The 24,308-nt window shown below is 70.3% G+C and carries 24 protein-coding genes; 13 read left to right on the top strand and 11 right to left on the bottom strand.

Features of this window, described 5'->3' with window-relative positions:
- Positions 1-45: 45 nt before the first annotated feature.
- The gene (locus OG322_RS20435) at positions 46-543 is read right to left on the bottom strand and encodes an ATP-binding protein (RefSeq protein WP_123460080.1); all 498 of its coding nucleotides are present in this window, start codon (positions 541-543) and stop codon (positions 46-48) included.
- A gap of 333 nt (positions 544-876) precedes the next feature.
- Here OG322_RS20435 and OG322_RS20440 point away from each other — a divergent pair, with 333 nt between their 5' ends.
- From OG322_RS20440 to OG322_RS20460, 5 genes are all read left to right on the top strand, one after another.
- Positions 877-1,758 carry a helix-turn-helix domain-containing protein gene (locus OG322_RS20440; RefSeq protein WP_123460079.1) on the top strand — a complete coding sequence of 294 codons (882 nt, stop codon included), beginning with the start codon at positions 877-879 and terminating at the stop codon, positions 1,756-1,758.
- A gap of 54 nt (positions 1,759-1,812) precedes the next feature.
- Positions 1,813-3,270, top strand: coding sequence for an aldehyde dehydrogenase family protein (locus tag OG322_RS20445; RefSeq protein ID WP_123460078.1), 1,458 nt, complete (start codon positions 1,813-1,815; stop codon positions 3,268-3,270).
- A gap of 48 nt (positions 3,271-3,318) precedes the next feature.
- Positions 3,319-3,960 carry a PadR family transcriptional regulator gene (locus OG322_RS20450; RefSeq protein ID WP_123460077.1) on the top strand — a complete coding sequence of 214 codons (642 nt, stop codon included), beginning with the start codon at positions 3,319-3,321 and terminating at the stop codon, positions 3,958-3,960.
- A gap of 77 nt (positions 3,961-4,037) precedes the next feature.
- Entirely contained in the window at positions 4,038-4,985 is a 948-nt protein-coding gene (locus OG322_RS20455) for an ATP-binding cassette domain-containing protein (RefSeq protein WP_329307751.1), read from the top strand.
- Positions 4,982-5,767: an ABC transporter permease gene (locus tag OG322_RS20460; protein WP_123460075.1), complete on the top strand. Its 786-nt coding sequence runs from the start codon at positions 4,982-4,984 to the stop codon at positions 5,765-5,767. The genes OG322_RS20455 and OG322_RS20460 overlap by 4 nt, the downstream gene beginning before the upstream one ends.
- 82 nt (positions 5,768-5,849) lie before the next feature.
- Here the strand turns inward: OG322_RS20460 and OG322_RS20465 are convergent, their stop codons facing one another.
- Entirely contained in the window at positions 5,850-7,271 is a 1,422-nt protein-coding gene (locus OG322_RS20465; RefSeq protein ID WP_123460074.1) for a glutamate decarboxylase, read from the bottom strand.
- A 124-nt stretch (positions 7,272-7,395) separates the two neighbouring features.
- Positions 7,396-8,670, bottom strand: coding sequence for an ion channel protein (locus tag OG322_RS20470; protein WP_124284307.1), 1,275 nt, complete (start codon positions 8,668-8,670; stop codon positions 7,396-7,398).
- A gap of 137 nt (positions 8,671-8,807) precedes the next feature.
- On the opposite strand from OG322_RS20470, the gene OG322_RS20475 reads away from it, so the two are divergent.
- Entirely contained in the window at positions 8,808-9,566 is a 759-nt protein-coding gene (locus OG322_RS20475; RefSeq protein WP_123460072.1) for a MerR family transcriptional regulator, read from the top strand.
- Positions 9,567-9,612: 46 nt separating this feature from the next.
- Here the strand turns inward: OG322_RS20475 and OG322_RS20480 are convergent, their stop codons facing one another.
- Complete coding sequence (locus tag OG322_RS20480; protein WP_124284306.1) at positions 9,613-9,978, bottom strand: YbjQ family protein; 366 nt, start codon at positions 9,976-9,978, stop codon at positions 9,613-9,615.
- Positions 9,979-10,127: 149 nt separating this feature from the next.
- On the opposite strand from OG322_RS20480, the gene OG322_RS20485 reads away from it, so the two are divergent.
- Complete coding sequence (locus OG322_RS20485; protein ID WP_123462081.1) at positions 10,128-10,823, top strand: DedA family protein; 696 nt, start codon at positions 10,128-10,130, stop codon at positions 10,821-10,823.
- A gap of 57 nt (positions 10,824-10,880) precedes the next feature.
- Here the strand turns inward: OG322_RS20485 and OG322_RS20490 are convergent, their stop codons facing one another.
- Both OG322_RS20490 and OG322_RS20495 read right to left on the bottom strand, forming a co-directional pair.
- Positions 10,881-12,587, bottom strand: a complete 1,707-nt coding sequence (locus OG322_RS20490; protein WP_123460070.1) for a threonine/serine ThrE exporter family protein — start codon at positions 12,585-12,587, stop codon at positions 10,881-10,883.
- A gap of 176 nt (positions 12,588-12,763) precedes the next feature.
- Positions 12,764-13,258: an inorganic diphosphatase gene (locus OG322_RS20495; RefSeq protein WP_123460069.1), complete on the bottom strand. Its 495-nt coding sequence runs from the start codon at positions 13,256-13,258 to the stop codon at positions 12,764-12,766.
- Positions 13,259-13,344: 86 nt separating this feature from the next.
- Between OG322_RS20495 and dacB the strand changes: the two genes are divergently transcribed.
- The 6 genes from dacB to folE all read left to right on the top strand — a co-directional run bounded on the left by dacB (position 13,345) and on the right by folE (position 20,942).
- Positions 13,345-14,850, top strand: coding sequence for a D-alanyl-D-alanine carboxypeptidase/D-alanyl-D-alanine endopeptidase (gene dacB / locus OG322_RS20500; RefSeq protein ID WP_123460068.1), 1,506 nt, complete (start codon positions 13,345-13,347; stop codon positions 14,848-14,850).
- 49 nt (positions 14,851-14,899) lie between these two features.
- Positions 14,900-16,033: a zinc-dependent metalloprotease gene (locus tag OG322_RS20505; protein ID WP_123460067.1), complete on the top strand. Its 1,134-nt coding sequence runs from the start codon at positions 14,900-14,902 to the stop codon at positions 16,031-16,033.
- 201 nt (positions 16,034-16,234) lie between these two features.
- A complete protein-coding gene (gene tilS / locus OG322_RS20510) occupies positions 16,235-17,326 on the top strand; it encodes a tRNA lysidine(34) synthetase TilS (RefSeq protein WP_123460066.1) in 1,092 nt (363 codons plus the stop codon).
- Between the two features lie 98 nt (positions 17,327-17,424).
- Positions 17,425-17,964 (top strand): hypoxanthine phosphoribosyltransferase, encoded by a 540-nt coding sequence (hpt, locus tag OG322_RS20515; RefSeq protein ID WP_123462079.1) that lies wholly within the window; start codon positions 17,425-17,427, stop codon positions 17,962-17,964.
- A 197-nt stretch (positions 17,965-18,161) separates the two neighbouring features.
- Positions 18,162-20,189, top strand: coding sequence for an ATP-dependent zinc metalloprotease FtsH (gene ftsH, locus OG322_RS20520; protein ID WP_123460065.1), 2,028 nt, complete (start codon positions 18,162-18,164; stop codon positions 20,187-20,189).
- 147 nt (positions 20,190-20,336) lie between these two features.
- Positions 20,337-20,942 carry a GTP cyclohydrolase I FolE gene (folE, locus tag OG322_RS20525; protein WP_123460064.1) on the top strand — a complete coding sequence of 202 codons (606 nt, stop codon included), beginning with the start codon at positions 20,337-20,339 and terminating at the stop codon, positions 20,940-20,942.
- A gap of 168 nt (positions 20,943-21,110) precedes the next feature.
- On the opposite strand, the gene OG322_RS20530 is transcribed toward folE, so the two are convergent.
- The 5 genes from OG322_RS20530 to folP form a co-directional block, all read right to left on the bottom strand.
- Positions 21,111-21,593: a DUF3180 domain-containing protein gene (locus tag OG322_RS20530; RefSeq protein WP_123460063.1), complete on the bottom strand. Its 483-nt coding sequence runs from the start codon at positions 21,591-21,593 to the stop codon at positions 21,111-21,113.
- Positions 21,594-21,651: 58 nt separating this feature from the next.
- Positions 21,652-22,263 carry a 2-amino-4-hydroxy-6-hydroxymethyldihydropteridine diphosphokinase gene (folK, locus tag OG322_RS20535; protein ID WP_123460062.1) on the bottom strand — a complete coding sequence of 204 codons (612 nt, stop codon included), beginning with the start codon at positions 22,261-22,263 and terminating at the stop codon, positions 21,652-21,654.
- Positions 22,260-22,619 carry a dihydroneopterin aldolase gene (folB, locus tag OG322_RS20540; protein ID WP_024493348.1) on the bottom strand — a complete coding sequence of 120 codons (360 nt, stop codon included), beginning with the start codon at positions 22,617-22,619 and terminating at the stop codon, positions 22,260-22,262. The genes folK and folB overlap by 4 nt, the downstream gene beginning before the upstream one ends.
- Positions 22,620-22,829: 210 nt before the next feature.
- The gene (locus OG322_RS20545) at positions 22,830-23,312 is read right to left on the bottom strand and encodes a nuclear transport factor 2 family protein (protein ID WP_123460061.1); all 483 of its coding nucleotides are present in this window, start codon (positions 23,310-23,312) and stop codon (positions 22,830-22,832) included.
- On the bottom strand, positions 23,309-24,169 hold the full coding sequence (gene folP, locus OG322_RS20550; RefSeq protein ID WP_123460060.1) for a dihydropteroate synthase: 861 nt from the start codon (positions 24,167-24,169) through the stop codon (positions 23,309-23,311). Before folP ends, OG322_RS20545 begins: the two co-directional genes overlap by 4 nt.
- Positions 24,170-24,308 lie beyond the last annotated feature (139 nt).

The raw sequence follows: 24,308 nt of genomic DNA on the forward strand, positions 1-24,308 counted from the left end.
TGCCCGCCGCCGCGCGCGGCGTCGTCCGGTGCCGCCGTCGGTGTGTCACGCCGGGTCGGACAGCCGGAAAAGCGCCCAGACGACCTTCCCGCGAAGCGCCGCGCCGGAGGTGCCCTCCGTACCCAGTACGGGTGAGTGGTGCCAGCCCCAGCAGTCGCTGAAGGACTCCACGAGGAAGAGGCCGCGGCCCGACTCCGCGCAGTCGGCGGCCTCGGACGCCACCGGGCTCGCCTGGCTCGGGTCGCGTACCGCGCACACCAGCCGCGAGGTCCAGCGCATCAGATGCAGCCGCACGGGCGGGTCCTGCGGTTCGCGCGGGATGTCGGCGGGCAGCGCGTGCCGCAGGGCGTTGGTGACCAACTCGGAGACGACCAGCGCGACATCGTCGAACCGCTCGTGCAGACCCCAGCCGGTCAGGGTCGACCGGGTGAACTGCCTGGCCCCGCCGACGGCCTCGTAGCGGGCGGGCAGCGTACAGGTGGCTGATCCGGAGACGGCAGAGGGATCGATGGGGGGAAGCCCCTGCCGTAACGGCTCGAGCATCGTCGATCCATTCGTCCCCATGCGAGGCACTCCCGGGATTCGCGGCTGTCTCGGTACTACGGGTACTCGGGTACAGCGGCACAACACGAACGAGCACGCAGGTGCGCGACACCCATGGTTCCGAATGCGCAGGGCAGATGCAAGGGCAGATGCACGTGCACGCGCCTGACCTGTCCGACCCCGTGCCGGTTCTTGCTCATTTCTTCCTGTGTGGAGTTTTGGAGACTTGGGCAAGTCTTCCCATTTCCGTAATCGAATGAGTACGGGCTGAAGCGTTTTGATGGCAGAATCCGGCTCTTGGGGTTCAGGGGGAGCCCCGATGCCAGGGAAGCGATGGGGAGGGTTGGACCAGTGGCGGCAGGCGAGTCGAGTGGATCCGTGGTGCGGCGCATCCTGCTGGGCTCACAGCTCAGACGGCTGCGTGACTCGCGCGGTATCACCCGTGAGGCGGCCGGCTACTCCATCCGGGCTTCCGAATCGAAGATCAGCCGCATGGAGTTGGGACGGGTGAGCTTCAAGGCCAGGGACGTCGAGGACCTGCTCACGCTCTACGGCGTCACGGACGAGGTGGAGCGCGACTCCCTGCTCGGCCTGGCCCGTGAGGCCAACGTGGCAGGCTGGTGGCACAGTTTCGGCGATGTGCTGCCCGGCTGGTTCCAGACGTACATCGGTCTGGAAGGGGCGGCCTCGCTCATCCGGATCTACGAAGTCCAGTTCGTTCACGGTCTGTTGCAGACCGAGGGCTACGCCCACGCGGTCGTCTCCCGGGGGATGCGCGGCGCCCCCGCTGCCGAGATCGACCGCCGGGTCGCGCTGCGGCTGGAGCGGCAGAAGGCCCTCGTCGCCGAGCGCGCCCCCCGCTTCCATGCCGTGCTGGACGAGGCGGCGCTGCGCCGTCCGTACGGCGGGCGCGAGGTGATGCGCGAGCAATTGCGGCATCTGATCGAAATGTCGGAACAGCCGAACGTCACTCTCCAGGTGATGCCCTTCAGTTTCGGCGGACATGCGGGGGAGAGCGGCTCCTTCACGATGCTGCGATTCCCGGAATCCGATCTGTCGGACATTGTCTATTTGGAGCAGCTGACAAGTGCGCTCTATCTGGACAAGGCCGAAGAAGTCGCCCAGTACGAAAAGGCGATGGTGCGGCTCCACGCGGACAGCCCGGGTCCCGAGGAGAGCCGGGATCTGCTGCGGGGACTTCTCCAACTCTCCTGATATTTCAGTACCATGACAGCCCCACAGGAGTCTGCACCTGCAGTAAGGGATCGCATGTCATTCTTCCGCGAGCTGGCCGACCAGTACATCGACGGTGAATGGCGCACCGGCACCGGCTCGTGGGACATCATCGATTTCAATCCCTACAACGGGGAAAAGCTCGCCGCGATCACCATCGCCACCGTCGAAGAGGTCGACCGCGCCTACCGCGCGGCCGAGCGCGCACAGCGGGCCTGGGCCACCACGAGTCCGTACGAGCGCGCCCGGGTCATGGAACGGGCCCTGCGCATCACCGAGGAGCTGGCCGACGAGATCGTCGAGGCCGTCATCGACGAACTGGGCGGCATCCGGTCCAAGGCGTGGTACGAACTCCGCGCCGCCCAGGAGTTCCTGCGCGAGGCCGCCCATCAGGCGCTGCACCCCGGCGGCCGGATCCTGGCCTCCCCGCTGGACGGCAAGGAGAACCGGCTCTACCGGCAGCCCGTCGGGGTCGTCGGCGTCATCAGCGCCTTCAACTTCCCCTTCCTGGTGACGATGAAGTCGGCCGCGCCGGCCCTGGCGCTCGGCAACGCGGTCGTCGTCAAGCCCAACCAGAACGCCCCGGTGGCCGGCGGCGGGCTGGTCGCCAAGATCTTCCACGACGCGGGACTGCCGGCCGGGCTGCTCAACGTCCTGGTCACCGACATAGCCGAGATAGGCGACGCGTTCATAGAGCACCCCGTCCCCAAGGTGATCTCCTTCGCCGGATCGGACCGGGTCGGCCGCCATGTCGGTGCGACTGCGGGCGCGCTCTTCAAGCGCACCATTCTCGAACTCAGCGGCAACAGCGCCCTGGTGGTGCTCGACGACGCGGACATCGACTACGCGGTCGACGCCGCGGTCTTCAGCCGCTTCGTCTACCAGGGCCAGGTCTGCATGGCCGCCAACCGGATACTGGTGGACCGCGCCGTCGCGCCCGAGTTCACCGAGAAGTTCACCGCACGAGTGGCAGCGCTGCGGACCGGGGACCCGCGCGACCCCGACACCCAGATCGGCCCGGTCATCAACACCTTCCAGGCGGACGCCCTGACCGCCCTGGTCGACCAGGCGGTCGCCGAGGGGGCCACGGCACTGGTCCGGGGCCGCACCCGCGGCAATCTCGTCGAGCCCACCGTGCTCACCGGGCTCGCGGCCGACTCCCCGCTGCTCTCCCAGGAGATCTTCGGCCCGGTGGCGCTGCTGGTCACGTTCGACGGCGAGGAGGAGGCCGTACGGATGACCAACGACAGCCCGTACGGGCTCAGCGGCGCCGTGCACACCGCGGACGCCGAACGCGGGGTGCGGTTCGCCCGGCGCATTCGCAGCGGGATGTTCCACGTCAACGACGCCACCGTCCAGGATGATCCGCTGGTCGCCTTCGGTGGCGAGAAGAAGTCCGGGACGGGCCGGCTGAACGGCGAGGCGACGGTGGACGCCTTCACCACCCAGAAGTGGATATCGATCCAGCACGGCCGGAGCGTTTTCCCGCTCTGAATCACGCACCGCTACTCTCATCAAAGTTGAGTAGAAAGGTGTGTGGGTATGTCCGCGATCCGGCTGCTGGTCCTCTGTGCCGTGCGCCAGCACGGCCGGGCGCACGGCTATCAGATCCGCAACGACCTGGAGTACTGGGGCGCCCACGAGTGGTCCAGCGCCAAGCCGGGATCGATCTACCACGCACTGAAGCAGATGGCGAAGCAGGGCGTACTGCTCGCCCACGAGGTCGCTCCGAGCACGGCCGGCGGCCCGCCGCGTACCGAGTACGAGATCACCGAGCAGGGCGACGAGGAGTACTTCACGCTGCTGCGCGCGGCGCTGACCTCGTACGACCAGAAGCTGGACGTGCTGTCGGCGGGTCTGGGCGGCATCGTCGACCTGGAGCGGTCCGAGGCGGTGTCCCTGCTCAAGGAGCGGGTGGCGGGTCTGGCCAGGTGGCGGACGTCGGTCACCGAGTACTACACGCCGCAGGCGGGCCCCGAGTCGATCGGCCACATCGGCGAGATCATGAACATGTGGGTGCACTCGGCGGACGCGGGAGCCGACTGGACGCGTGGGCTGATCGCCCGGATCGAGGGCGGGGCGTACACCTTCGCGGGTGAGGGCGATCCGTTCGTCGGGGTGCTCGCCGAGGGCGAGGAGAACCCGTACGCGACCGGGGTCGCCGATCCCGGGGACGCTCACTAATCAAGTTTGACGAATGCGGTCCGGCCGGATACCTTTCCCTTGCTAGTCAAATTTGACTACGAGGGGGTGTGGCGATTTTGACCGACGCGATCGTCGTCGAAGGAGTGCACAAGCGATACGGCGCGAAGCGGGCCCTGGACGGGCTCGACCTCACGGTCGCCCGCTCCACGGTGCATGCGGTGCTCGGTCCCAACGGCGCGGGGAAGACCACCGCGGTCCGCATCCTGTCGACGCTGCTGCGGTACGACGAGGGCCGGGTGGAGGTGGCGGGATGCGACGTGCGCCGGCGGGCGGGCGAGGTCCGGCGCCGGATCGGGCTGCTCGGGCAGCACGCGGCGGTCGACGAGCGGCTCGGCGGCCGGCAGAACCTGGAGATGTTCGGGCGGCTGTACCACCTGGGCGCACGACGGGCGGGCGTCCGGGCGGGCGAACTGCTGGACCGGTTCGGGCTCGCGGACACCGGCCGCAAGGCGGTCGCGGAGTACAGCGGCGGTATGCGGCGGCGGCTCGATCTGGCGGCCTCGCTGATCACGGACCCGGAGGTGCTCTTCCTGGACGAGCCGACGACCGGACTCGACCCGCGCGGCCGGGCCGAGGTGTGGGCGGCCGTGCGCTCCCTGGTGGGCGGCGGCACGACCGTACTGCTGACCACCCAGTACCTGGAGGAGGCCGACCAGCTCGCGGACCGGATCTCGCTGGTCGACGGCGGACGGGTGGCCGCCGAGGGCACGGCCGACGAGCTGAAGGCGATGGTGGGCGGCGACCGGATCGACGTCGTCGTCCGCGACGCGGCGCAACTGGACCGGGCGGCAGGGCTGCTGACCGGCGGCGCGGTGGTGGACCGGGACCGGCGGCTGGCCGGCGCACCGGCCGGGCCCCGGATGGCGACGCTCGCCCGGACCGTACGGGTGCTGGAGGAGGCGGGCATCGAGGCGGAGGACATCGCGGTGCGCCGTCCGACGCTGGACGAGGTGTTCCTGTCCCTGACCGGGCGCGGGCCCGACGATGTGGAGGTGGCGGCATGAGTGCGGCGGGCTGGGCGGCGGCCGATTCCTGGACCATGACCCGGCGCGAACTGGCGCACTGGGCACGGCAGCCGGTGCAGGTCGTCGTGGGTCTGGTCTTCCCCGTGATGCTCCTGCTGATGTTCAACTACCTGGTCGGCGGCGGCCGGGGCGTCGAGGGCGACACCGCCGAGTACCTGGTGCCCGGCATGCTCGCGCTCACCATGGCCTTCGGCCTGGAGTCGACCATGCTCGCGGTCACCCGGGACCTCGACAAGGGGGTCGTCGACCGGTTCCGCTCGATGCCGATGGTCTCCGGCGCGGTGCTGGTCGGCCGGTCCGTCGCGGACATGCTCCAGTCGGTGGCCGCGCTGGCCGTGATGACCGCGGTGGGGTACGCGATGGGCTGGCGCTGGCACGACGGGCCGGCCGCGGCGCTGGGGGCGGTGGGGCTGCTCCTGCTGCTGAGGTTCGCGATGCTGTGGCTCGGCATCCTGCTGGCGCTGGTGGCCGGGCGGCCGGAAATGGTGCAAGCGGTACAGATCCTGGTCTGGCCGGTCGGCTTCCTCTCCAACGTGTTCGCGGCGCCGGAGTCGATGCCGGGGTGGCTGGGCGCGGTCGTCGAGTGGAACCCGATGTCGGCGACGGCCACGGCGGTGCGCGGACTGTTCGGCAACCCGGGCGGCGGCGGGGACTCCTGGGCCGCCGCCCACGCCGGGCTCCTCGCGGTGCTCTGGCCCTTGGCGCTGCTCGCGGTGTTCCTCCCACTGGCCGTGCGGCGGTTCGCGCGGCTGAGCCACTGAGGGGGCCCGGCCGCACGGCCTAGGGTCTCTCGTCTGGATCATGCCGGGCTCGCGGGGTCCGGCCTGATCCAGACGAAAGGCCCTAGTGGTGGAACGCCGTGGCCACGTCATGGTCGCGGCTCAACGGGTGGTCCTGGCCGCGCAGTTCGGGCAGCAGCAGCCGCAGGTCCTCCAGCAGCAGCTCCGCGAGGTCCGAGGAGAAGCCGTTGCGGCACACGATCCGCAGCACCGACAGGTCCTGCCGGTTCGCGGGGAAGGTGTACGCCGGCACCAGCCAGCCGCGCTCGCGCAGCCGCCGCGACACGTCGAAGACGTCGTACGCCGTCACCTCCGGCGCGGTCGTCAGCGCGAACACGGGCAGCTGGTCCCCCCGGGTGAGGAGCCGGAAGTCGCCCAGGTCCTCGATCCGTTCGGCCAGCCCGCGGGCCACGTCCCGGGACGCCTGCTGCACGGCCCGGTAGCCCTCCCGGCCCAGCCGCAGGAAGGTGTAGTACTGCGCCACCACCTGCGCGCCGGGCCGGGAGAAGTTCAGCGCGAAGGTCGGCATGTCGCCGCCCAGGTAGTTGACCCGGAAGACCAGTTCCTCGGGCAGCTCGGCGGGCGAGCGCCACAGCACCCAGCCGACCCCCGGGTAGACCAGCCCGTACTTGTGCCCCGAGGTGTTGATCGAGGAGACCCGGGGGAGCCGGAAGTCCCAGACCAGGTCCTCGTCCAGGAACGGTGCCACCATCGCCCCGGACGCCCCGTCCACGTGGACGGGGATGTCGAGGCCGGTGCGCTCCTGGAGGGCGTCGAGGGCGGCGCACAGTTCCTCGATGGGCTCGTAGGAGCCGTCGAAGGTGGAGCCGAGGATGCCGACCACGCCGATGGTGTTCTCGTCGCAGAGGTCGGCGGCTGCCTGCGGGTCGAGATGGAAGCGGTCGCCCTCCATGGGGACCAGGCGCGGCTCGACCTCCCAGAAGGTGCAGAACTTGTCCCAGCAGACCTGCACGTTCACGCCCATGACCAGATTGGGCCGGGCGGTCGCCGGGTACCGGTCGGCGTTCCGGACGGCCCAGCGGCGTTTGAGCGCGAGCGCGGCCAGCATGCAGGCCTCGCTGGACCCGGTCGTCGAACAGCCAACGGCCGTCGAGGGGTCGGGGGCCTTCCAGAGGTCGGCGAGCATCGCCACGCAGCGCCGCTCCAGCTCGGCGGTGCGCGGGTACTCGTCCTTGTCGATCATGTTCTTGTCGCGGCACTCGCCCATCAGGACCCCGGCCTGGGGTTCCATCCAGGTGGTGACGAAGGTGGCGAGATTGAGCCGCGAGTTGCCGTCGAGCATCAGCTCGTCGTGCACCAGGCGGTACGCGGTGGCGGGCGGCAGCGCCCCGTCCGGCAGCTTGTGCCGGGGTGGCGCGGACTCCATTCCCGCTGTCGGATCGGCCTCCCCGAAGAACGGGTTGAGGGCCAGCCTGCGGTGCTCTGCGGACGGTTCACTGCGGGGTGAGTCCTTGTGCAGCGGCATCGCCGACCTGCCCTTCCCGGTTCCTGGCCGCGAGGCCGTGCATAGGCGGATCAATCAGACGATACGGATAGCGTGCGGGTCCGGCGCGTCGGACGGGCCCGGCCGCGGCGCCACCCGCCCGGGTTCACCGCAGCGGCGTACCGTCCTCGTGCAACTGCATCTGAGGCCGCCCCGTCACCAGCAGCCAGGCCGGCAGCGAGGCGACGCAGAGCAGCGGGAGCAGGGCCGAGTCGGAGGCCAGGACCGCCGCCGTGAACAGGCTGAGCCAGCCCTGCCGGGTGATGGCCAGCAGCACTCCGAGCACCCCGCACGTCACCGCGACGGCGATCGGCACCCCGTCGACCAGGGCGTGGGCGCACAGGCCCAGCGCGACGCCGGAGAACACCGCCGGGAAGATTCGCCCGCCCCGGAAGCCGCAGGTCGCCGCGATCAGCAGGGCCGCGGCCTTCACCACGGCCATGAGGGCGAACCGGCCGGCCGACCAGCCGTCCGGATCGGCGGTCAGCTCCTTCACCTCGTCCAGCCCCTTGAACAGGGTGAGGTACCCGCCCAGGGCACCGAGCAGGCCGAGCAGCAGTCCGCCCAGGGTCAGCGCCAGGACCGGATGCCGCAGGGCGCGGAAGGTGCGGTGCGCGTACGGGAAGGCGTACACCGCCGCCAGCCCCAGCACCGCCCCGGCGCAGGCGATCACGATTGCGGAGAGCAGGTCGCCCCAGTGTGTGTGGGTGTAGTCGGGCATCGACAGGTCGAAGCTGGGGTGGGCGAGCAGCGTCATGGTGAGCGCCCCCGCGGACCCCGCCGCCAGCGGGCCGAAGAGCCGGTCCCAGAGCGCTCCGGGGCCGGGGCGCGAGGCCAGCGTCTCGGAGAGGATCAGCGCGGCGGCGACCGGCGTGCCGAACAGCGCGCCGATGGTGCCCGCCGCGGCGAGCGCGACCCACAGCGCGGCCGGGGCGTCCGGCGCGAACCGGCGCCCCGCCCAGTAGGCCAGCGCGATGTTGGCCGCGGTGATCGGGTTCTCCGGGCCGAGGCTGACCCCGCCCGCCAGCGCCAGGACCGTCACCACCAGCAGCCCCGGCACCACGCCGGGCGCCAGCGGCGCATCGACCAGGCCCGTGGTCGCCGGATCGGGTCCGGCCCGGCCGGGCACGGCCCGGATGGCCAGACCGGTCACCAGGCCGATCGCCGTGAGCATCACGATCATCCACAGCGAGGAGTACCGGCCGATCGACAGGGCGTCGGGGAGCGTCTCCCAGAGCACGTCCTGCAACTGGTCCGCGAGCAGGCTGACGCCGAGCAGGACGAGGGCCGAGGCCACTCCGACGGCCAGTGAGGGTACGAGGAGCGGCAGCAGCCGGCGCGCGGGGGCCGTTTCGGCGGAGACGGCGGAGTCGGTGGACATCGGCTCACCATAACCAGGCAAAAGCCTTATAACACTCCAAAAGGTCGTAGTGCGGCGGTATTTCGGGGTTGCATCTCACGTCACGTCAGGGCGCAGGCTCGGACACGTACTCAGCACACGGAAAGGGGCGCGGAGCCATGGAGCACTCCGTGGGACAGGTCGCCGGATTCGCCGGGGTCACGGTGCGCACCCTGCACCACTACGACGGCATCGGGCTGCTCTCGCCCAGCGGGCGCAGCCACGCGGGCCACCGGCGTTACGACGACGCCGATCTCGACCGGCTCCAGCAGATCCTGTTCTACCGGGAGCTCGGCTTCCCGCTCGACGAGATCGCGGCCCTGCTCGACGACCCGGCCGCGGACCCGCAGGAACACCTGCGCCGCCAGCACGCGCTGCTGTCGGACCGGATCGCCGAACTGCAGCGGATGGCCGCAGCGGTCGAGACAGCCATGGAGGCACGGAAGATGGGCATCGATCTCACGCCCGAGGAGAAGTTCGAGGTCTTCGGCGACAAGGACCCGGAGCGTCATGCGGAGGAGGCCGAGCGGCGCTGGGGCGGCACCGGCGCCTACGCCGAGTCCCAGCGCCGGACCGCCCGCTACACCAAGCAGGACTGGCAGCGGATGCAGGCGGAGGTCGCCTCCTGGGGTGAGCGGTACGACGCGCTGATGGCGGCCGGTGAGCCGGCCACCGGAGAGCGCGCGATGGACCTCGCGGAGGAGCACCGGCTCCACATCACGACCTGGTTCTACGAGTGCACGACGGAGATCCACCGGGGGCTCGGCGCGATGTATGTCGCGGATCCCCAGTTCAAGGCGTTCTACGAGTCGATGCGGACGGGCCTGGCCGAGCACCTGCGCGACGCGATCGACGCCAACGCGGAGCGTCAGGAGTAGGCGGACGCGTGCTCACGGGGGTGGGGCTCCCCACCCCCGTGACCGGTCACAGCTTGCTGATCACCGCGGCCGTTCCGTAGGCGCAGACCTCCGTGCCCACGTCGGCCGCCTCGGTCACGTCGAAGCGCATCATCAGCACCGCGTTGGCGCCCCGCGCCCTCGCCTGCTCGACCAGCCGCTCCATGGCCTGGTTGCGGGTCTCGACGAGCGTCTTGGTCAGACCCTTCAGCTCGCCGCCGATCATGGACTTCAGGCCGGCGCCGATCTGGCTGCCCAGATGGCGGGAGCGCACGGTCAGGCCGAACACCTCACCGATGACCTGGGTGATCTGGTGGCCCGGTACGTCATTGGTGGTGACGACCAGCACATCGGCCTGTGCCGTCTGGCCGCCGCCGTAATCCTCAATGCCCATGGTTGTGGCACCTCCTGGGATCGAGTTTTGCCCCGGTTCGCCCCATGTGCATCTCCGTGGGGGCCAGTGGAACCCGGAGGGGCTCCGTTGCGTTGATAGCTTTGGGCGGCCACGCAGCCGCCATCGACCACATCCTGGAGCCCGGACCCTTGAATACGCTTGCGCTCGGACCGAGCTGGCTGGACCCGGACCATCTCATCGGGCAGTTCGGGCTGATCGGTGTGCTGGTCATCGTCTTCGCCGAGTCCGGGCTGCTGATCGGGTTCTTCCTGCCCGGTGACTCCCTGCTGTTCACCACGGGTCTGCTGGTGACGACGGACAAGCTGCACACCCCGCTGTGGCTGGTCTGCCTCCTGGTCGCGCTGGCCGCGGTCATAGGTGACCAGGTGGGCTATCTCTTCGGCCGCAAGGTCGGCCCGTCGCTCTTCAACCGCCCGGACTCCCGCCTCTTCAAGCAGGAGAACGTCGAGAAGGCCCACGAGTTCTTCGAGAAGTACGGCCCGAAGTCGCTGATCCTGGCGCGCTTCGTGCCCGTCGTGCGGACGTTCACACCCATCATCGCCGGTGTGAGCCGGATGAACTACCGCTCGTTCATCACGTTCAACATCATCGGCGGGGTCCTCTGGGGCGCCGGGGTGACGCTCCTGGGCGCGGTCCTGGGCAAGATCGAGTTCGTGCACAAGAACATCGAGGCGATGCTCATCCTGATCGTCCTGATCTCGGTCGTGCCGATCGGCATCGAGTTCCTGCGGGCCCGCAGCAAGTCGAAGAAGGTAGCGGCCGCCGGAGACGACGAGAGCCAGGACCCGGCCGCCGGGCGCCGTGGCCGTCACGCCAAGCGCTGACGCCCTTCCCGGGCCCGCCCTCCCCGGGCCCTCCCTTCCCAGGCCCTTCTCGTCGCCTCAGAAGCCGCGCGTCCGCTTGGCCGCGCGGCGGTTCGCGCCGCTGACGGCACCCGGCACCCGCATGAACAGCCGGGAGATCTCGCTTCCCAGGTTCACCCCGATGGCGATGGCCCCGGCCGTCGCCACCGCGGTCGACAGCGAGGCGAGTCCCCGGTCCAGCTCGTTCTGCGCGATGCCCAGCAGACCGAAGTACGTCGCGGAACCGGGCAGCAGCGGACCGATCGCGGCCGTGATGAACGGCAGCGACGAGGTGTAGCGGTAGCGCGAGAACAACTGCCCGAACAGCCCCACCAGACCGGCGGCCACCGCCGTGGCCGCCACCGGTGAGATACCGCCGGTCCGGGCCATCGCCCCGTAGATCACCCAGGCCACACCGCCGTTGAGGGTCACCGCCAGTACCGTGGACCGCTCCTGCTGGAGCAGGATCGCGAAGGCCAGGCTCAGCACCATCGACGCCAGGATCTGGATCACCGGCCGGTCGTGCGAGATGAACCGGGCCTCCGGGTTCAGCTCGGCGCCCAGCTGGAGGCCCCCGTACAGCACCAGCAGCACCCCGGCGACGATGCCGATGAAGAAGTACATGACCTCGAGGAGCCGCGCGGCCGCGGTGATGTAGTAGCCGGTCAGACCGTCCTGCACCCCTGCCACCAGAGCCCGCCCCGGCAGCAGGGCGAACAGCCCACCGGTGATGACCGCCGAGGGCCGTACGTCGGACCAGTGGGTGAGGGTGAGCGCCACGCCCATCGCGGCGGGCGGCATCGCCGCCGCGACGAACTGGTAGAACTCCGGAAGCCCGCGCCCGGCGCACAGCCAGGCCAGCCGGTCCCCGAGCATCGCGCCGAGCGCCGCCACCGCGAACACCAGCGCGCCACCGCCGACCAGCACCGATGCCGCACCGGCCAGTCCGCCGCCGGCCAGCGTCAGCACCCAGCCGGGGTACGGATGCCGGTTCCGCCGGATCTCCGCGAGGCGCCGGTAGGCCTCCTCCAGGGAGACCTCCTCCTCGGTGGTGATGTCGTCGATGAGCCGGAAGACCGCGGCCAGCCGGGTGTAGTCGGTGCCGCGACGGCGTACCGTACGGCTCGCCGTCACCGGGTCGTCGACCAGTGAGGGCTGGTGCGAGATCGACAGCAGCGTGAAGGTGACGGTCGGCTCGCAGCGGTCGAGACCGTAGCTGCGGGTCACGGCGAACATCGCCGCCTCGACGTCCTCGGCGCCCTCGCCGCCCGCCAGCAGCAGTTCCCCGATACGCAGCGTCAGGTCGAGCACGCGCGGCACCGCGGGACCCGCGTCGTCGGGCTTCTGGACCGGCTCCGGCGCCGGGCGCTCGGCGACCGGCATCCGCAGCATCGTGCGCATCCGGTCCTGCCAGGGGGCTTCCTTGGTCAGCCGGACCATCGGAATGCCGTGCGCGGGCGTGAAGGCGGGCGAGTCCCGGGCGCTGTAGGTGCGCGGCGGGGCGAAGGCCGAGCCGATCGTGTCCGATCCCGAGGCCGCTCCGGAGCCGGAAGCGGAACCTGTTCCCGAGGCGGATCCCGAACCCTGCGGCTCAGGCGTCAGACCGGACGGAAGGGCGAATTCCGACGTCGGGTGGTCCTCCTCGGGCGGCGGCGACTTCCCCACCCCGGCGGGTTGGGAGAATGCGCTGCGTGCCTCGTCGGACTGGGGCTTCTGGTCCTCAGGACCGCCCGGCTCCGCCACCACTGACCTCACTCACCATCGGCTGCGCGTCTTCGGCAGCGCTCCTGCCCAGTATGGCCGCGGAGATGGGCGCACACACGAAACGGGCGGCACACCGGTGAAGGTATGCCGCCCGTCGCGTGCACAGAGCCATAAACGGAACCGCGAGGGGAACCGTAGACGGAACCGCTGGCGGAACGTCAGTGAGCGCCGCCCTGCGCCTCAAGGCGCTTGTACGAGTTCTCGATCTCGGCCTCGGCCTCGGCGCGCCCGACCCAGTCGGCGCCCTCGACGGACTTGCCGGGCTCCAGGTCCTTGTAGACCTCGAAGAAGTGCTGGATCTCCAGGCGGTCGAACTCCGACACGTGGTGGATGTCGCGCAGGTGCTCCACCCGGGGGTCGGAGGCCGGTACGCACAGCAGCTTGTCGTCGCCGCCGGCCTCGTCGGTCATCCGGAACATGCCGATCGCGCGGCACTTGATGAGGCAGCCGGGGAAGGTCGGCTCCTCCAGGATGACCAGCGCGTCCAGCGGGTCGCCGTCCTCGCCGAGGGTGTTCTCGACGAAACCGTAGTCCGCCGGGTAGCTGGTCGAGGTGAAGAGTCGACGGTCCAGGCGGATCCGACCGGTCTCGTGGTCCACCTCGTACTTGTTCCGCGAACCCTTCGGGATCTCGATAACGACGTCGAACTCCACGGGTGGCTCCTCCATGATCAACACATACGACTGATGGTTAAGTGTCCCCCACGGAGATGTGTGCTCGCGAAAGGGGCTGGTCAACGGTGGCAGAGCCAGTGAAAAGACCGTCGATCAATCCGTTCGGCAAGCTCAGCAGGGCGGCCCTGACGGACCACCTCGACCTGCGGAACGGGCTGAGCGACTGGCAGTTCACGGCCGTCTCCGCCGTTCTCGGCCTGGCGCTCGCAGCCGGCGCCGTCCTTGCCGCCGGTCCCTGGGACTCGGGTCAGCGTAAGGCCGAGCAGGACTGGGCGGCCGCCCGGGCCCGTACAGGTGGCGCACATCACGACCCCGACGCGCCCGGCGGACCGGCCCCCGCCCCCAGCGCCCCGGCCGTGCTCGCGGCGCTGGGCACCGCCGCCAACCGGTCCGCGCCGGACGCCCCCGATGCCCCGGACGGCGAAGCGGCCGGACTCCGCGCCGTACTGGGCCCGCTGCTGAAGGACCCCGCGCTCGGACCCCGCCCCAGCGCCGTCGTCATCGACACCGCCACCGGCGAGCGGCTGTACGGGAAGGGGGCCGACACCCCCATGACACCGGCCTCCACGGTCAAGATCGCCACCACGGTCGCGGCCCTGACCGCGCTCGGCCCCGACCACCGCATCGCCACCACCGTCCGGGCCTCCGCCGACTCCCGCACCGTGACCCTGGTCGGCGGCGGCGACCCCACCCTGGACCGGGCGGCCCTGCGCGCCCTGGCCGCCGACACCGCACGCGCGCTGAAGGACGCCGGGGCCCACGAGGTCCGGCTCCGGTACGACGCCTCCGGCTACTCCGGGCCCGCGCACCACCCGATCGGCCCCAACGAGAACATCGCCCCGCTGAGCGCGCTGATGGTCAATGAGGGGCGCCTCGACGACACCGCGAGCGGACCCGCCCCGCGCAGCGAGGACCCCGCCCGGGACGCCGCCGACGCCTTCGGTGAACTGCTGCACGAGGCCGGGATCGACACCGGGTCCGGACCCGGTGCAGGCCGGGCGGCCGCGAAGTCCAGGGCCGTCGCCAAGCACCTCTCCGTCCCGCTGTCCGGCCTCGTCGAGCGGGCGCTGACCAACAGCGACAACGACATCGCCGAGGCGCTCGCCCGGCAGACCGCGCTGGCCGCGGGCGAACCGGCGGACTTCGACGGCGGCCGACGGGCCGTCACCGCCCAGCTGAAGAAGCTGAAACTGCCGCTGAGGGGCGTGAACTTCGCCGACGGCAGCGGACTGAACCGCCAGGACAAGGTCACCGCCGCACTGCTCGCCGGTCTGCTCGCCCGTACGGCCGATCCGGACCACCCCGAACTGCGCTCCGTCCTCAGCGGGCTCCCGGTGGCCGGTTTCAGCGGCACGCTGAGCGGCCGCTACACGACGAAGTCCGGCGGCACCGGCCTGATCCGCGCCAAGACCGGCACGCTCACCGGCGTCAACACCCTCTGCGGAACGGTCGTCGACGCACACGGCCGGCTGCTCGCGTTCGCCTTCCTGGCATCGGGCACCACCGACCCGTCCGGCGCCCAGTCCGGCCTCGACTCGCTCGCGACCGCATTGGCCGCCGGTAAGAGCTGAGCCGGTCAACACCTCACCGCATCAAGGGCCGAGCACGTACGGTTGACGCATGACGAGCATCGGTGGTGCGGGGATGGTCGACTGGAATCTCGCGGTTGCGACCGCGACCCGACTTGTGCGGCCGGGGCCCGAGATCAGCCGCGAGGAGGCCCGCGAGGTCGTCGCGGAGCTGCGCAGGCATGCCAAGGCCGCGGAGGAACACGTCCGTGCCTTCACCCGGATGATCCCGGAGGGGACCGAACCGGAGGACACCCCGGTCCTGGTCGTCGACCGGACCGGCTGGATCAAGGCGAACGTGGCGGGCTTCCGCGAGCTGCTGCGCCCCCTCCTGGAGAAGATGGAGGAACGGCGTGGCGGCGGCACGGGCGGCGCCGTGATCGGCGCGGTCGGCTCCAAGGTGACCGGGGTGGAGGTGGGGATGCTGCTGTCGTTCCTGGCCTCCCGGGTCCTCGGCCAGTACGAGACGTTCGCCCCCGCCACCCGTGACCTCCCCGCCTCGGCCGACGGCGGCGGCAGGCTCCTGCTGGTCGCGCCGAACATCGTCCACGTCGAACGGGAGCTGGAGGTCGACCCGCACGACTTCCGCCTCTGGGTCGCCCTCCACGAGGAGACCCACCGCACCCAGTTCACCGCGGTGCCCTGGCTCCGCGACCATCTGCAGGGCGAGATCCAGTCATTCCTCGACGAGACCGACGTCGACCCGATGACGGTGCTGGAACGGCTCCGCGAGGCCGCCCAGTCGCTGGCCGGCGGCCGGCCCGAGGGCGAGGAGGGCGAGGACGGCGGGCGCAGCCTCGTCGAGGTCGTGCAGACCCCCGCCCAGCGCGAGATCCTCGGCAGGCTCACCGCGGTGATGTCCCTGCTGGAGGGGCACGCGGACTACGTGATGGACGGCGTCGGCCCCGAGGTGGTGTCCTCCGTCGGCGAGATCCGGGAGAAGTTCCAGCAGCGCAGGGCGCGCGGCGCGAGCCGGCTCGATCAGGCGCTGCGCAAGCTCCTGGGCCTCGACGCCAAGCTGCGCCAGTACCAGGAGGGCGAGCGGTTCGTGCGCGCCGTGGTCGACGAGGTCGGCATGGACGGCTTCAACCGGGTCTGGACCTCGCCCAACACCCTTCCGACCAAGGCGGAGATCGCCAAGCCGGAGGACTGGATCGCGAGGGTGCACCGTAGGGCAGAGTCATGATCACGGCGCGAACAGGGGCTCGTGGCCACAGGCGAACGCGCCGGTAATCACCCATCCGAGGGACCGTAGGGGCATGGGAAGGCGTGCAATGCTCGATGGACCGCATTGCTCTGTCACCATCGACGCACTCTGAGTGACGGCACTCTTTCCTGTCCCGGCACTCCGAGGCACCTCTCCGAAACTTCACGAAGGGCACCGGACATGGGTCCCCATCCTGCGGTCGCGGCGATACGCCTGGCGGTCCGCCGCGTACTCCACGACGTACTCACCGACTTCACCGAACAGACCGAACGCGCTCCGCACGCCGGACGCGCCCCGCACCCCGAGCTCGCCGAAGCCGGCACCGGCAGGCGGCGCGCCGCACTCCCCGAACGCCCCGATACCCCGCTGGTGCTGGTGGCATGCTCCGGTGGCGCCGATTCCATGGCACTCGCCTCCGCCCTCGCCTTCGAGGCCCGCAAACTCGCCGTCCGGGCCGGCGGGATCACCGTCGACCACGGCCTCCAGGACGGCTCCGACACCCGGGCCACCGAGGTCGTCGGCCGTCTCGCCGCCATGGACCTCGACCCGGTCGAGGCCGTCGCGGTGCAGGTCGGCCACGGCGGCGGGCCCGAGGCCGCCGCCCGTGACGCCCGCTACGCCGCACTGGACGCGGCGGCCGAACGCCACGGCGCCGCCGCCGTCCTGCTCGGCCACACCCGCGACGACCAGGCGGAGACGGTGCTGCTGGGCCTCGCCCGCGGCTCCGGCATCCGCTCCCTCTCCGGCATGGCCGCCGCGTCCGGCCCGGCCGGCCGCTACCGCCGTCCCTTCCTCCAGCTCGACCGGCAGACCGCCCGCAAGGCCTGTCTGGTCCAGTCCCTGACGGTCTGGGACGACCCGCACAACATCGACCCCGCCTACACCCGCTCCCGGCTGCGTCACGAGGGCCTGCCCGCCCTGGAGAAGGCGCTGGGCAAAGGAGTCGTCGAGGCCCTGGCCCGTACGGCGCAGCTCTCCCGTGACGACGCCGACGCCCTGGACACCTGGGCCGCCGAGGCCGAGCGTGACGTACGCGACGACGCGGGCCGGCTGGAGTGCGCCAAGCTCTGCGCTCTGCCGCCCGCCGTCCGCCGCCGGGTACTGCGCCGGGCGGCCATAGAGGCGGGCTCCCCGGCCGGTTCCCTGTTCGCCCGGCACATCGAGGAAGTCGACCGTCTCATCACCGGATGGCGCGGCCAGCAGGCCATCAACCTCCCCGGCCGCGTCGAAGCCCTGCGCCAGGGTGGCAGACTGGTGATTCGGCAGAGCTGACGCACAAGCGGCTGACATGCAGGCGAGCGGCCGCGCAGGTCCGGGACACCACCCGGACCCGGCAGGCAAAGAAAGAGACGCGGGTGAACGAGAAGGACATGGGCACCGACCTTCAGTCGGTGCTCCTCACCAAGGAAGAGATCGACGCGAAGCTCGTCGAGCTGGCCGCGAAGATCGACGCGGAGTACGCGGGCAGGGACCTGCTCCTCGTCGGTGTCCTCAAGGGCGCGGTGATGGTCATGGCGGACCTGGCGCGCGCCCTGTCCACCCCCGTCACCATGGACTGGATGGCCGTCTCCTCGTACGGTGCGGGCACCCAGTCCTCCGGTGTCGTCCGGATCCTCAAGGACCTGGACACCGACATCAAGGGCAAGCACGTCCTGATCGTCGAGGACATCATCGACTCGGGCCTGACCCTGTCCTGGCTGATGTCGAACCTGGGCTCGCGCGAGCCCGCCTCGCTGGAGATCTGCACCCTGCTGCGCAAGCCCGACGCGGCGAAGGTCGCGCTCGACTGCAAGTGGGTCGGCTTCGACATCCCCAACGAGTTCGTCGTCGGCTATGGGCTGGACTACGCGGAGAAGTACCGCAACCTCCCCTTCGTCGGTACCCTCGCCCCGCACGTCTACGGCGGCTGACCACGACGCGGCGCAACCCGCGCCGACTCCGGGGAACCCTCACGGATTTCCCGCCGTTGAGCCTTCGAAGGCGGGTTTGACAGACGTCCCCGGCGGTCGTCGGTGACAATGCTGGGGTACCGTCCGAAGAACAGTCTTTACTCACACGCAGCATTTACCTACGGGCAGGAGGGACGGGGCGACTTCGCTCCGTATGGATGGACGTGAAGCGATACTTCCGTGGGCCGGTCATGTGGATCGTGCTGGCCGTCCTCGCCGTGGTCGTGTTGATGCAGGTCGTCGGCTCGTCCGGCGGCTACAAGACGGTGGACACCGGCAAGGTGATCCAGGCGATCAGTAAGAACCAGGTGGAGCAGGCCAAGCTCACCACCGGTGACGATCAAATCCTCAAGATTGAGCTGAAGGACGGCCAGAAACTCTCCGGCGAGTCCGGCAGCAAGTTCCAGGCGAGCTACATCGGCAACCAGGGCGTCGAGCTGGCCGACACGCTGCAGAAGAAGTTCGAGAGCGGTGACATCGGGAAGGGTTACACCGTCTCGCCGTCGAAGCAGTCCCCGTTCGTCTCGATCCTCTTCTCGCTGCTGCCCTTCGTTCTCATCGTGGTCGTCTTCCTGTTTCTGATGAACCAGATGCAGGGTGGCGGCTCCAAGGTCATGCAGTTCGGCAAGTCCAAGGCCAAGCTGATCACCAAGGACACCCCGAAGACGACGTTCGCCGATGTGGCGGGCTCGGACGAGGCGGTCGAGGAGCTCTACGAGATCAAGGAGTTCCTCCAGGAGCCGGCGAAGTTCCAGGCCGTCGGCGCCAAGATCCCCAAGGGTGTCCTGCTGTACGGGCCTCCCGGTACCGGCAAGACGCTGCTCGCACGCGCCGTCGCCGGCGAGGCGGGCGTCCCGTTCTACTCGATCTCCGGTTCCGACTTCGTCGAGATGTTCGTCGGTGTCGGTGCCTCCCGGGTGCGTGACCTCTTCGAGCAGGCCAAGGCGAACGCTCCGGCGATCGTCTTCGTCGACGAGATCGACGCCGTCGGCCGGCACCGCGGTGCCGGTATGGGCGGCGGTCACGACGAGCGCGAGCAGACGCTGAACCAGCTGCTCGTCGAGATGGACGGCTTCGACGTGAAGGGCGGCGTCATCCTGATCGCCGCCACGAACCGGCCGGACATCCTCGACCCGGCGCTGCTGCGCCCGGGCCGCTTCGACCGGCAGATCGCGGTCGACCGGCCGGACATGATCGGCCGGCTGGAGATCCTCAAGGTCCACCAGAAGGGCAAGCCGGTCGCACCGGACGTCGATCTCGGCGCCGTTGCCCGTCGTACGCCCGGCTTCACCGGTGCCGACCTGTCGAACGTGCTGAACGAAGCGGCGCTCCTCACGGCGCGCAGCAACAAGAAGCTGATCGACAACAGCATGCTCGACGAGGCCATCGACCGCGTCGTGGCGGGTCCGCAGAAGCGGACCCGGATCATGTCCGAGAAGGAGAAGAAGATCACCGCGTACCACGAGGGCGGACACGCCCTGGTCGCGGCGGCCTCACCTCAGTCGGACCCGGTCCACAAGATCACGATCCTCTCCCGCGGCCGCGCCCTCGGTTACACGATGGTGCTCCCGGAGGAGGACAAGTACTCCACGACGCGCAACGAGATGCTCGACCAGCTGGCTTACATGCTGGGCGGGCGCGCGGCCGAGGAGCTGGTCTTCCACGATCCGACCACCGGCGCTGCGAACGACATCGAGAAGGCCACGGCAACGGCCCGCGCGATGGTCACGCAGTACGGCATGACGGAGCGGCTCGGTGCGATCAAGTTCGGTGGCGACAACACCGAACCCTTCGTGGGCCGCGAGATGGGCCATCAGCGCGACTACTCGGAAGAGGTCGCCGCGCTGGTCGACGAAGAGGTCAAGAAGCTCATCGAGAGCGCGCACAACGACGCGTGGGAGATCCTGGTCGAGAACCGGGACGTTCTTGACGCACTGGTTCTCCAGCTCCTTGAGAAGGAGACCCTCGGCAAGGCGGAGATCGCCGAGATCTTCGCTCCGATCGTCAGGCGTCCGGCGCGTCCGGCGTGGACCGGCTCCGCCCGGCGCACGCCGTCCACCCGGCCGCCGGTGCTCTCCCCGAAGGAGCTCGCCCTCACCAACGGCGCCACCACGGCGAACGGTTCGTCGGTCGCGGACGTTGTCCCGGCCACCGAGTCGATCCCCGAGGAGCGACCCGAGAGCTAGATACCGGACCGTGCGATCCCCGTCACAGGGGTTCGACCAGGCCCGGAATGGAAGCCGCGCCCTCCAGGTTTTAGCCTGTGGGGGCGCGGCTTTCGTATGTCTGCGCGGATGTCCACGCAGCTGACAGTTCAGAGGAACGAGGCACAGATGACCGACCCGGTGACGCTGGACGGCCAGGATTCGATCGGCGAGTTCGACGAGAAGCGGGCCGCGGCGGCCGTACGTGAGCTCCTCCTCGCCGTGGGCGAGGACCCGGACCGGGAAGGGCTGCGGGAGACCCCGGGGCGGGTGGCGCGGGCGTACAAGGAGATATTCGCGGGCCTGTACCAGACGCCCGAGGACGTCCTGACGACCACGTTCGACCTCGGCCACGACGAGATGGTGCTGGTCAAGGACATCGAGGTGTTCAGCACCTGTGAACATCACCTGGTGCCGTTCCACGGGGTGGCCCACGTCGGGTACATCCCGGCGACCAGCGGCAAGATCACCGGTCTGTCGAAGCTGGCCCGGCTGGTGGACGTCTACGCCCGGCGGCCGCAGGTCCAGGAGCGGCTCACCACCCAGATCGCCGACTCGCTGATGAAGATCCTGGAGCCGCGCGGCGTCGTCGTCGTCGTGGAGTGCGAGCACATGTGCATGTCGATGCGCGGTATCCGCAAGCCCGGTGCGAAGACGCTGACCTCGGCGGTACGCGGCCAGCTCCGTGACCCCGCGACGCGTGCCGAGGCCATGAGCCTGATCATGGCGCGCTGACCCCGGCGGATCCTGGGAACGCGGCGAGGTGCCGTAGCTGTCGTCGCGCGCCCGCCGGGAATTGCGGGACAGCCCTTAGGGCGTGCCGGTAAACAACTTGCTGTCGAACACCCTGCTTGAGCAGCGGTGTCAAGGGCTACAACACGCAAGTTAATGCTCTGCACGCCCTTAGGCCCCCGCCGCGTTCTTGTTGTCGTCCTCGTCGTCCGGGAGCTTGCAGACGCGCTCCAGGAACAGGGCCGCCGCGATGACCGCGATGCCGGCCAGGACCGCGAAGCCGGCGTAGATCGCCTGGTCGCGGCGGGCCGGCATGTCGAGGGAGCCGAGCAGGAAGACGCCCGTGCCGCCGTACATCCCCGAGACGAGGGCGACGACGAGGGCGCTGGCCTGGCCGAAGACCACGGCGCGGGCCGCCATCAGCGGTTCGACGCCCTTCGCGCCCGGCCGGCGCTCACGCTGGGCGCGCAGCCGGGAGCGGATGGAGAGCGCCGTCGCCAGCAGGACGACGGCGATCACGGCGAGCACGATGGGCGCGGCCAGCGGCACGCTCGGCAGGGTGCCGAGGGCGTCCCAGAGGCGGGCGCCGCCCCAGGACAGCACCCCGGCGCCGACGAAGAGGCCGGCCAGTACTCCGAGCCGTAGTTGCTTCACCGGGTGAGCCGCCCTTCGCCGCCTGTGATCCGTCCTGCTGTTCCTGTGAGCCTAACGACTACTCGGGCAGCCGGAGTTCCAGGTCGGCCCGGGGCAGTACGCTGCCGCGGCCGACACCGGCCAGCAGATCGGCCACCGGGCCGACGCCGGGCAACTGGGCCGCGGGATCCACGTCGTGCCACGGGGCGAGGACGAAGGCGCGCTCGCGGGCCCGCGGGTGCGGGAGGGTGAGCAGTGGGTCGTCGGAGACCAGGTCGGCGTACGCGACGATGTCGACGTCGATCGTGCGCGGACCCCACCGTTCCTCCCGGACCCGGTCGAAGGCCTCCTCGATGGCCTGGCCGCGCTCCAGCAGGGAGGACGGGGGCAGCGTCGTCTTCACGACGACCACCGCGTTGAAGTACGACGGCTGGGAGCCGGCCTCGACGCCCCACGGCTCCGTCTCGTACACCGGGGAGACCGCCTTGACCCGGAGGCCGGGGGTGTCCTCCAGGGCGTCGATGGCGCCCTGCAGGGTCTCCAGGCGGTTGCCGAGATTGGAGCCCAGGGAGATCACGGCGCGTTTGGGGTTGGAGAGGGTGATGTCCGCGGCGTCCACCTGCTCGACCACGGAGGCGGGAACCGGCTGTACGGTCGGGTCGCTCTGCCCCTCGGTAGAAAATGCAGTCATGCTCGGCTCCGGGTGATGGTGATGGTGACGTCGTCGAAGGGGACGGTGATGGGCGCATCCGGCTTGTGCACCACGACCTCCACCTCCTCGACGCCTTCGTGCTTGAGGCACTGCTGGGCGATGCGCTCCGCGAGCGTCTCGATCAGATCGACCGGTTCGCCCTTGACGACGTCGACGACCTCCTCCGCGACCACGCCGTAGTGCACGGTCTTCGTCAGGTCGTCGGCGGCTGCCGCGGGACGGGTGTCGAGGCCGAGCACCAGGTCCACGATGAACGTCTGTCCCTCTTCCCGTTCCCGGGGAAAGACGCCATGGTGCCCACGGGCCTTGAGGCCGCGCAGCGCGACACGATCCACGCGAATCACTCCTGCTGTTGTTGGTCGTAGGGGCACGGGCCGCGTGCGGGCGGCGTCCTGCCCTCATTGGAATCTACCTGCGAGCACCGACAGCACTCGCCCGTGGGGGCCGCGGGGGACCGCACGGGGCTGGTAGCCGCTGATACCCGGATGCGCCCGATTCCAATCCCTGGGAGCTGCTTTTCGAGCCTCCACCGGGCTTGTACCCATTCAGGTGGGGGACTCTTCGTCCTCTTCCTCACCGGTTTCGGCCAGAACGGGCGAGCCGTGGTGGGACCAGAGCTTCCAGCCGTCCGGAGTGCGCCGGAACACATTGGTGGCGACCACCAGTTGCCCCACGAGCGGCCCCAGTGAGCTGCCCTCCTCGGCCGGACCGCCGCTGAGGATGTTCTCGGTACAGGTGACCAGGGCGGTGTCGCCCGTCATGGAGACCCCGACGTCGGTCAGGAAGAACTGGATGTACTCGGTGTTCGCCATGATCAGGGCGTAACTGCGCAGCACCTCGCCGCGGCCGGTGAGCACCGGCCAGCCGGGGTGGACGCAGGAGACGGTGAGGTCCTCGCCGGGCAGCCAGAGGGCGGTGAGCTCGTCGAGGTCCCCGCGCTCCATCGCCTCGTAGAAGGCGGTGTTCGCCTGCTCGACCGCCTCGATGTCGGCGGCCGCGTCCGCGTGCTCGTCCCGCGACTCGTTCACGCGGCTCCCTCGACGGCGCGGGCGACGCGTACGGCGTCGGCGGTGGCCCGTACCTCGTGGACCCGGACGGCCCAGGCACCGGCGCGGGCGGAGAGCGCGGAGATCGCGGCGGTGGCCGCGTCGCGTTCGCGGGCGGGCGGCGGGGCGGCGCCCGCTCCGGCCAGTACGTGGCCCAGGAAACGCTTCCGGGACGCGGCGACCAGCAGCGGGCGGCCCAGGTCGTGCAGCGCGTCCAGGCGGGCGATGAGCGAGAGGTCGTGGCCGGCGTCCTTGGCGAAGCCGAGACCGGGGTCGATCACGATCCGTTCGGCCGCGACACCGCCCGCGACCACGGCGTCCATCCGGACCCGCAGCTCCTCGACGACCTCGGCGACGACGTCCCCGTAGACCGCCCGGCTGTTCATGGACTCGCTGAAGCCGCGCCAGTGCATGACGACGAAGGGCACCGCGGCGGCGGCGACGACCGGGACCATGTCCGGGTCGGCGAGGCCGCCGCTCACGTCGTTGACGAGGACCGCTCCGGCATCGACGGCCTGCTCGGCGACCCGGGCCCGCATGGTGTCCACGGAGACCGTGACCCCTTCCGAGACCAGGCCCCGGACCACCGGGACCACCCGGCGCAGCTCCTCGGACTCGTCCACCCGGCTGGCGCCGGGGCGGGTCGACTCACCGCCGACATCGACGAGGTCGGCGCCCTCGCCGACCAGGTCGAGACCATGTTTGACGGCCGTCGTGGTGTCGAACCAGCGGCCCCCGTCGGAGAAGGAGTCGGGGGTCACATTGACGACACCCATGACCGCGCAGCGGTCCCACTCCGGCAGGCCCTGGACCGTGCCTCGTCCACGCAACGTACTCATACGCCCAGCCTAGAGCCTGTCCGGAGGGTCAGGGCCGGGGTCGCGGCGCCCGGCACGGCACCCCGCGGCGATACCGGAACGCCCCGACAGCTCCTTTGCCGGGCTCTCGACTTCGTTCGAGCGGGACAGGCTCCGTCCC

Origin of the sequence: Streptomyces sp. NBC_01260, assembly GCF_036226405.1 — a bacterium.
Lineage (GTDB): Bacteria > Actinomycetota > Actinomycetes > Streptomycetales > Streptomycetaceae > Streptomyces > Streptomyces laculatispora.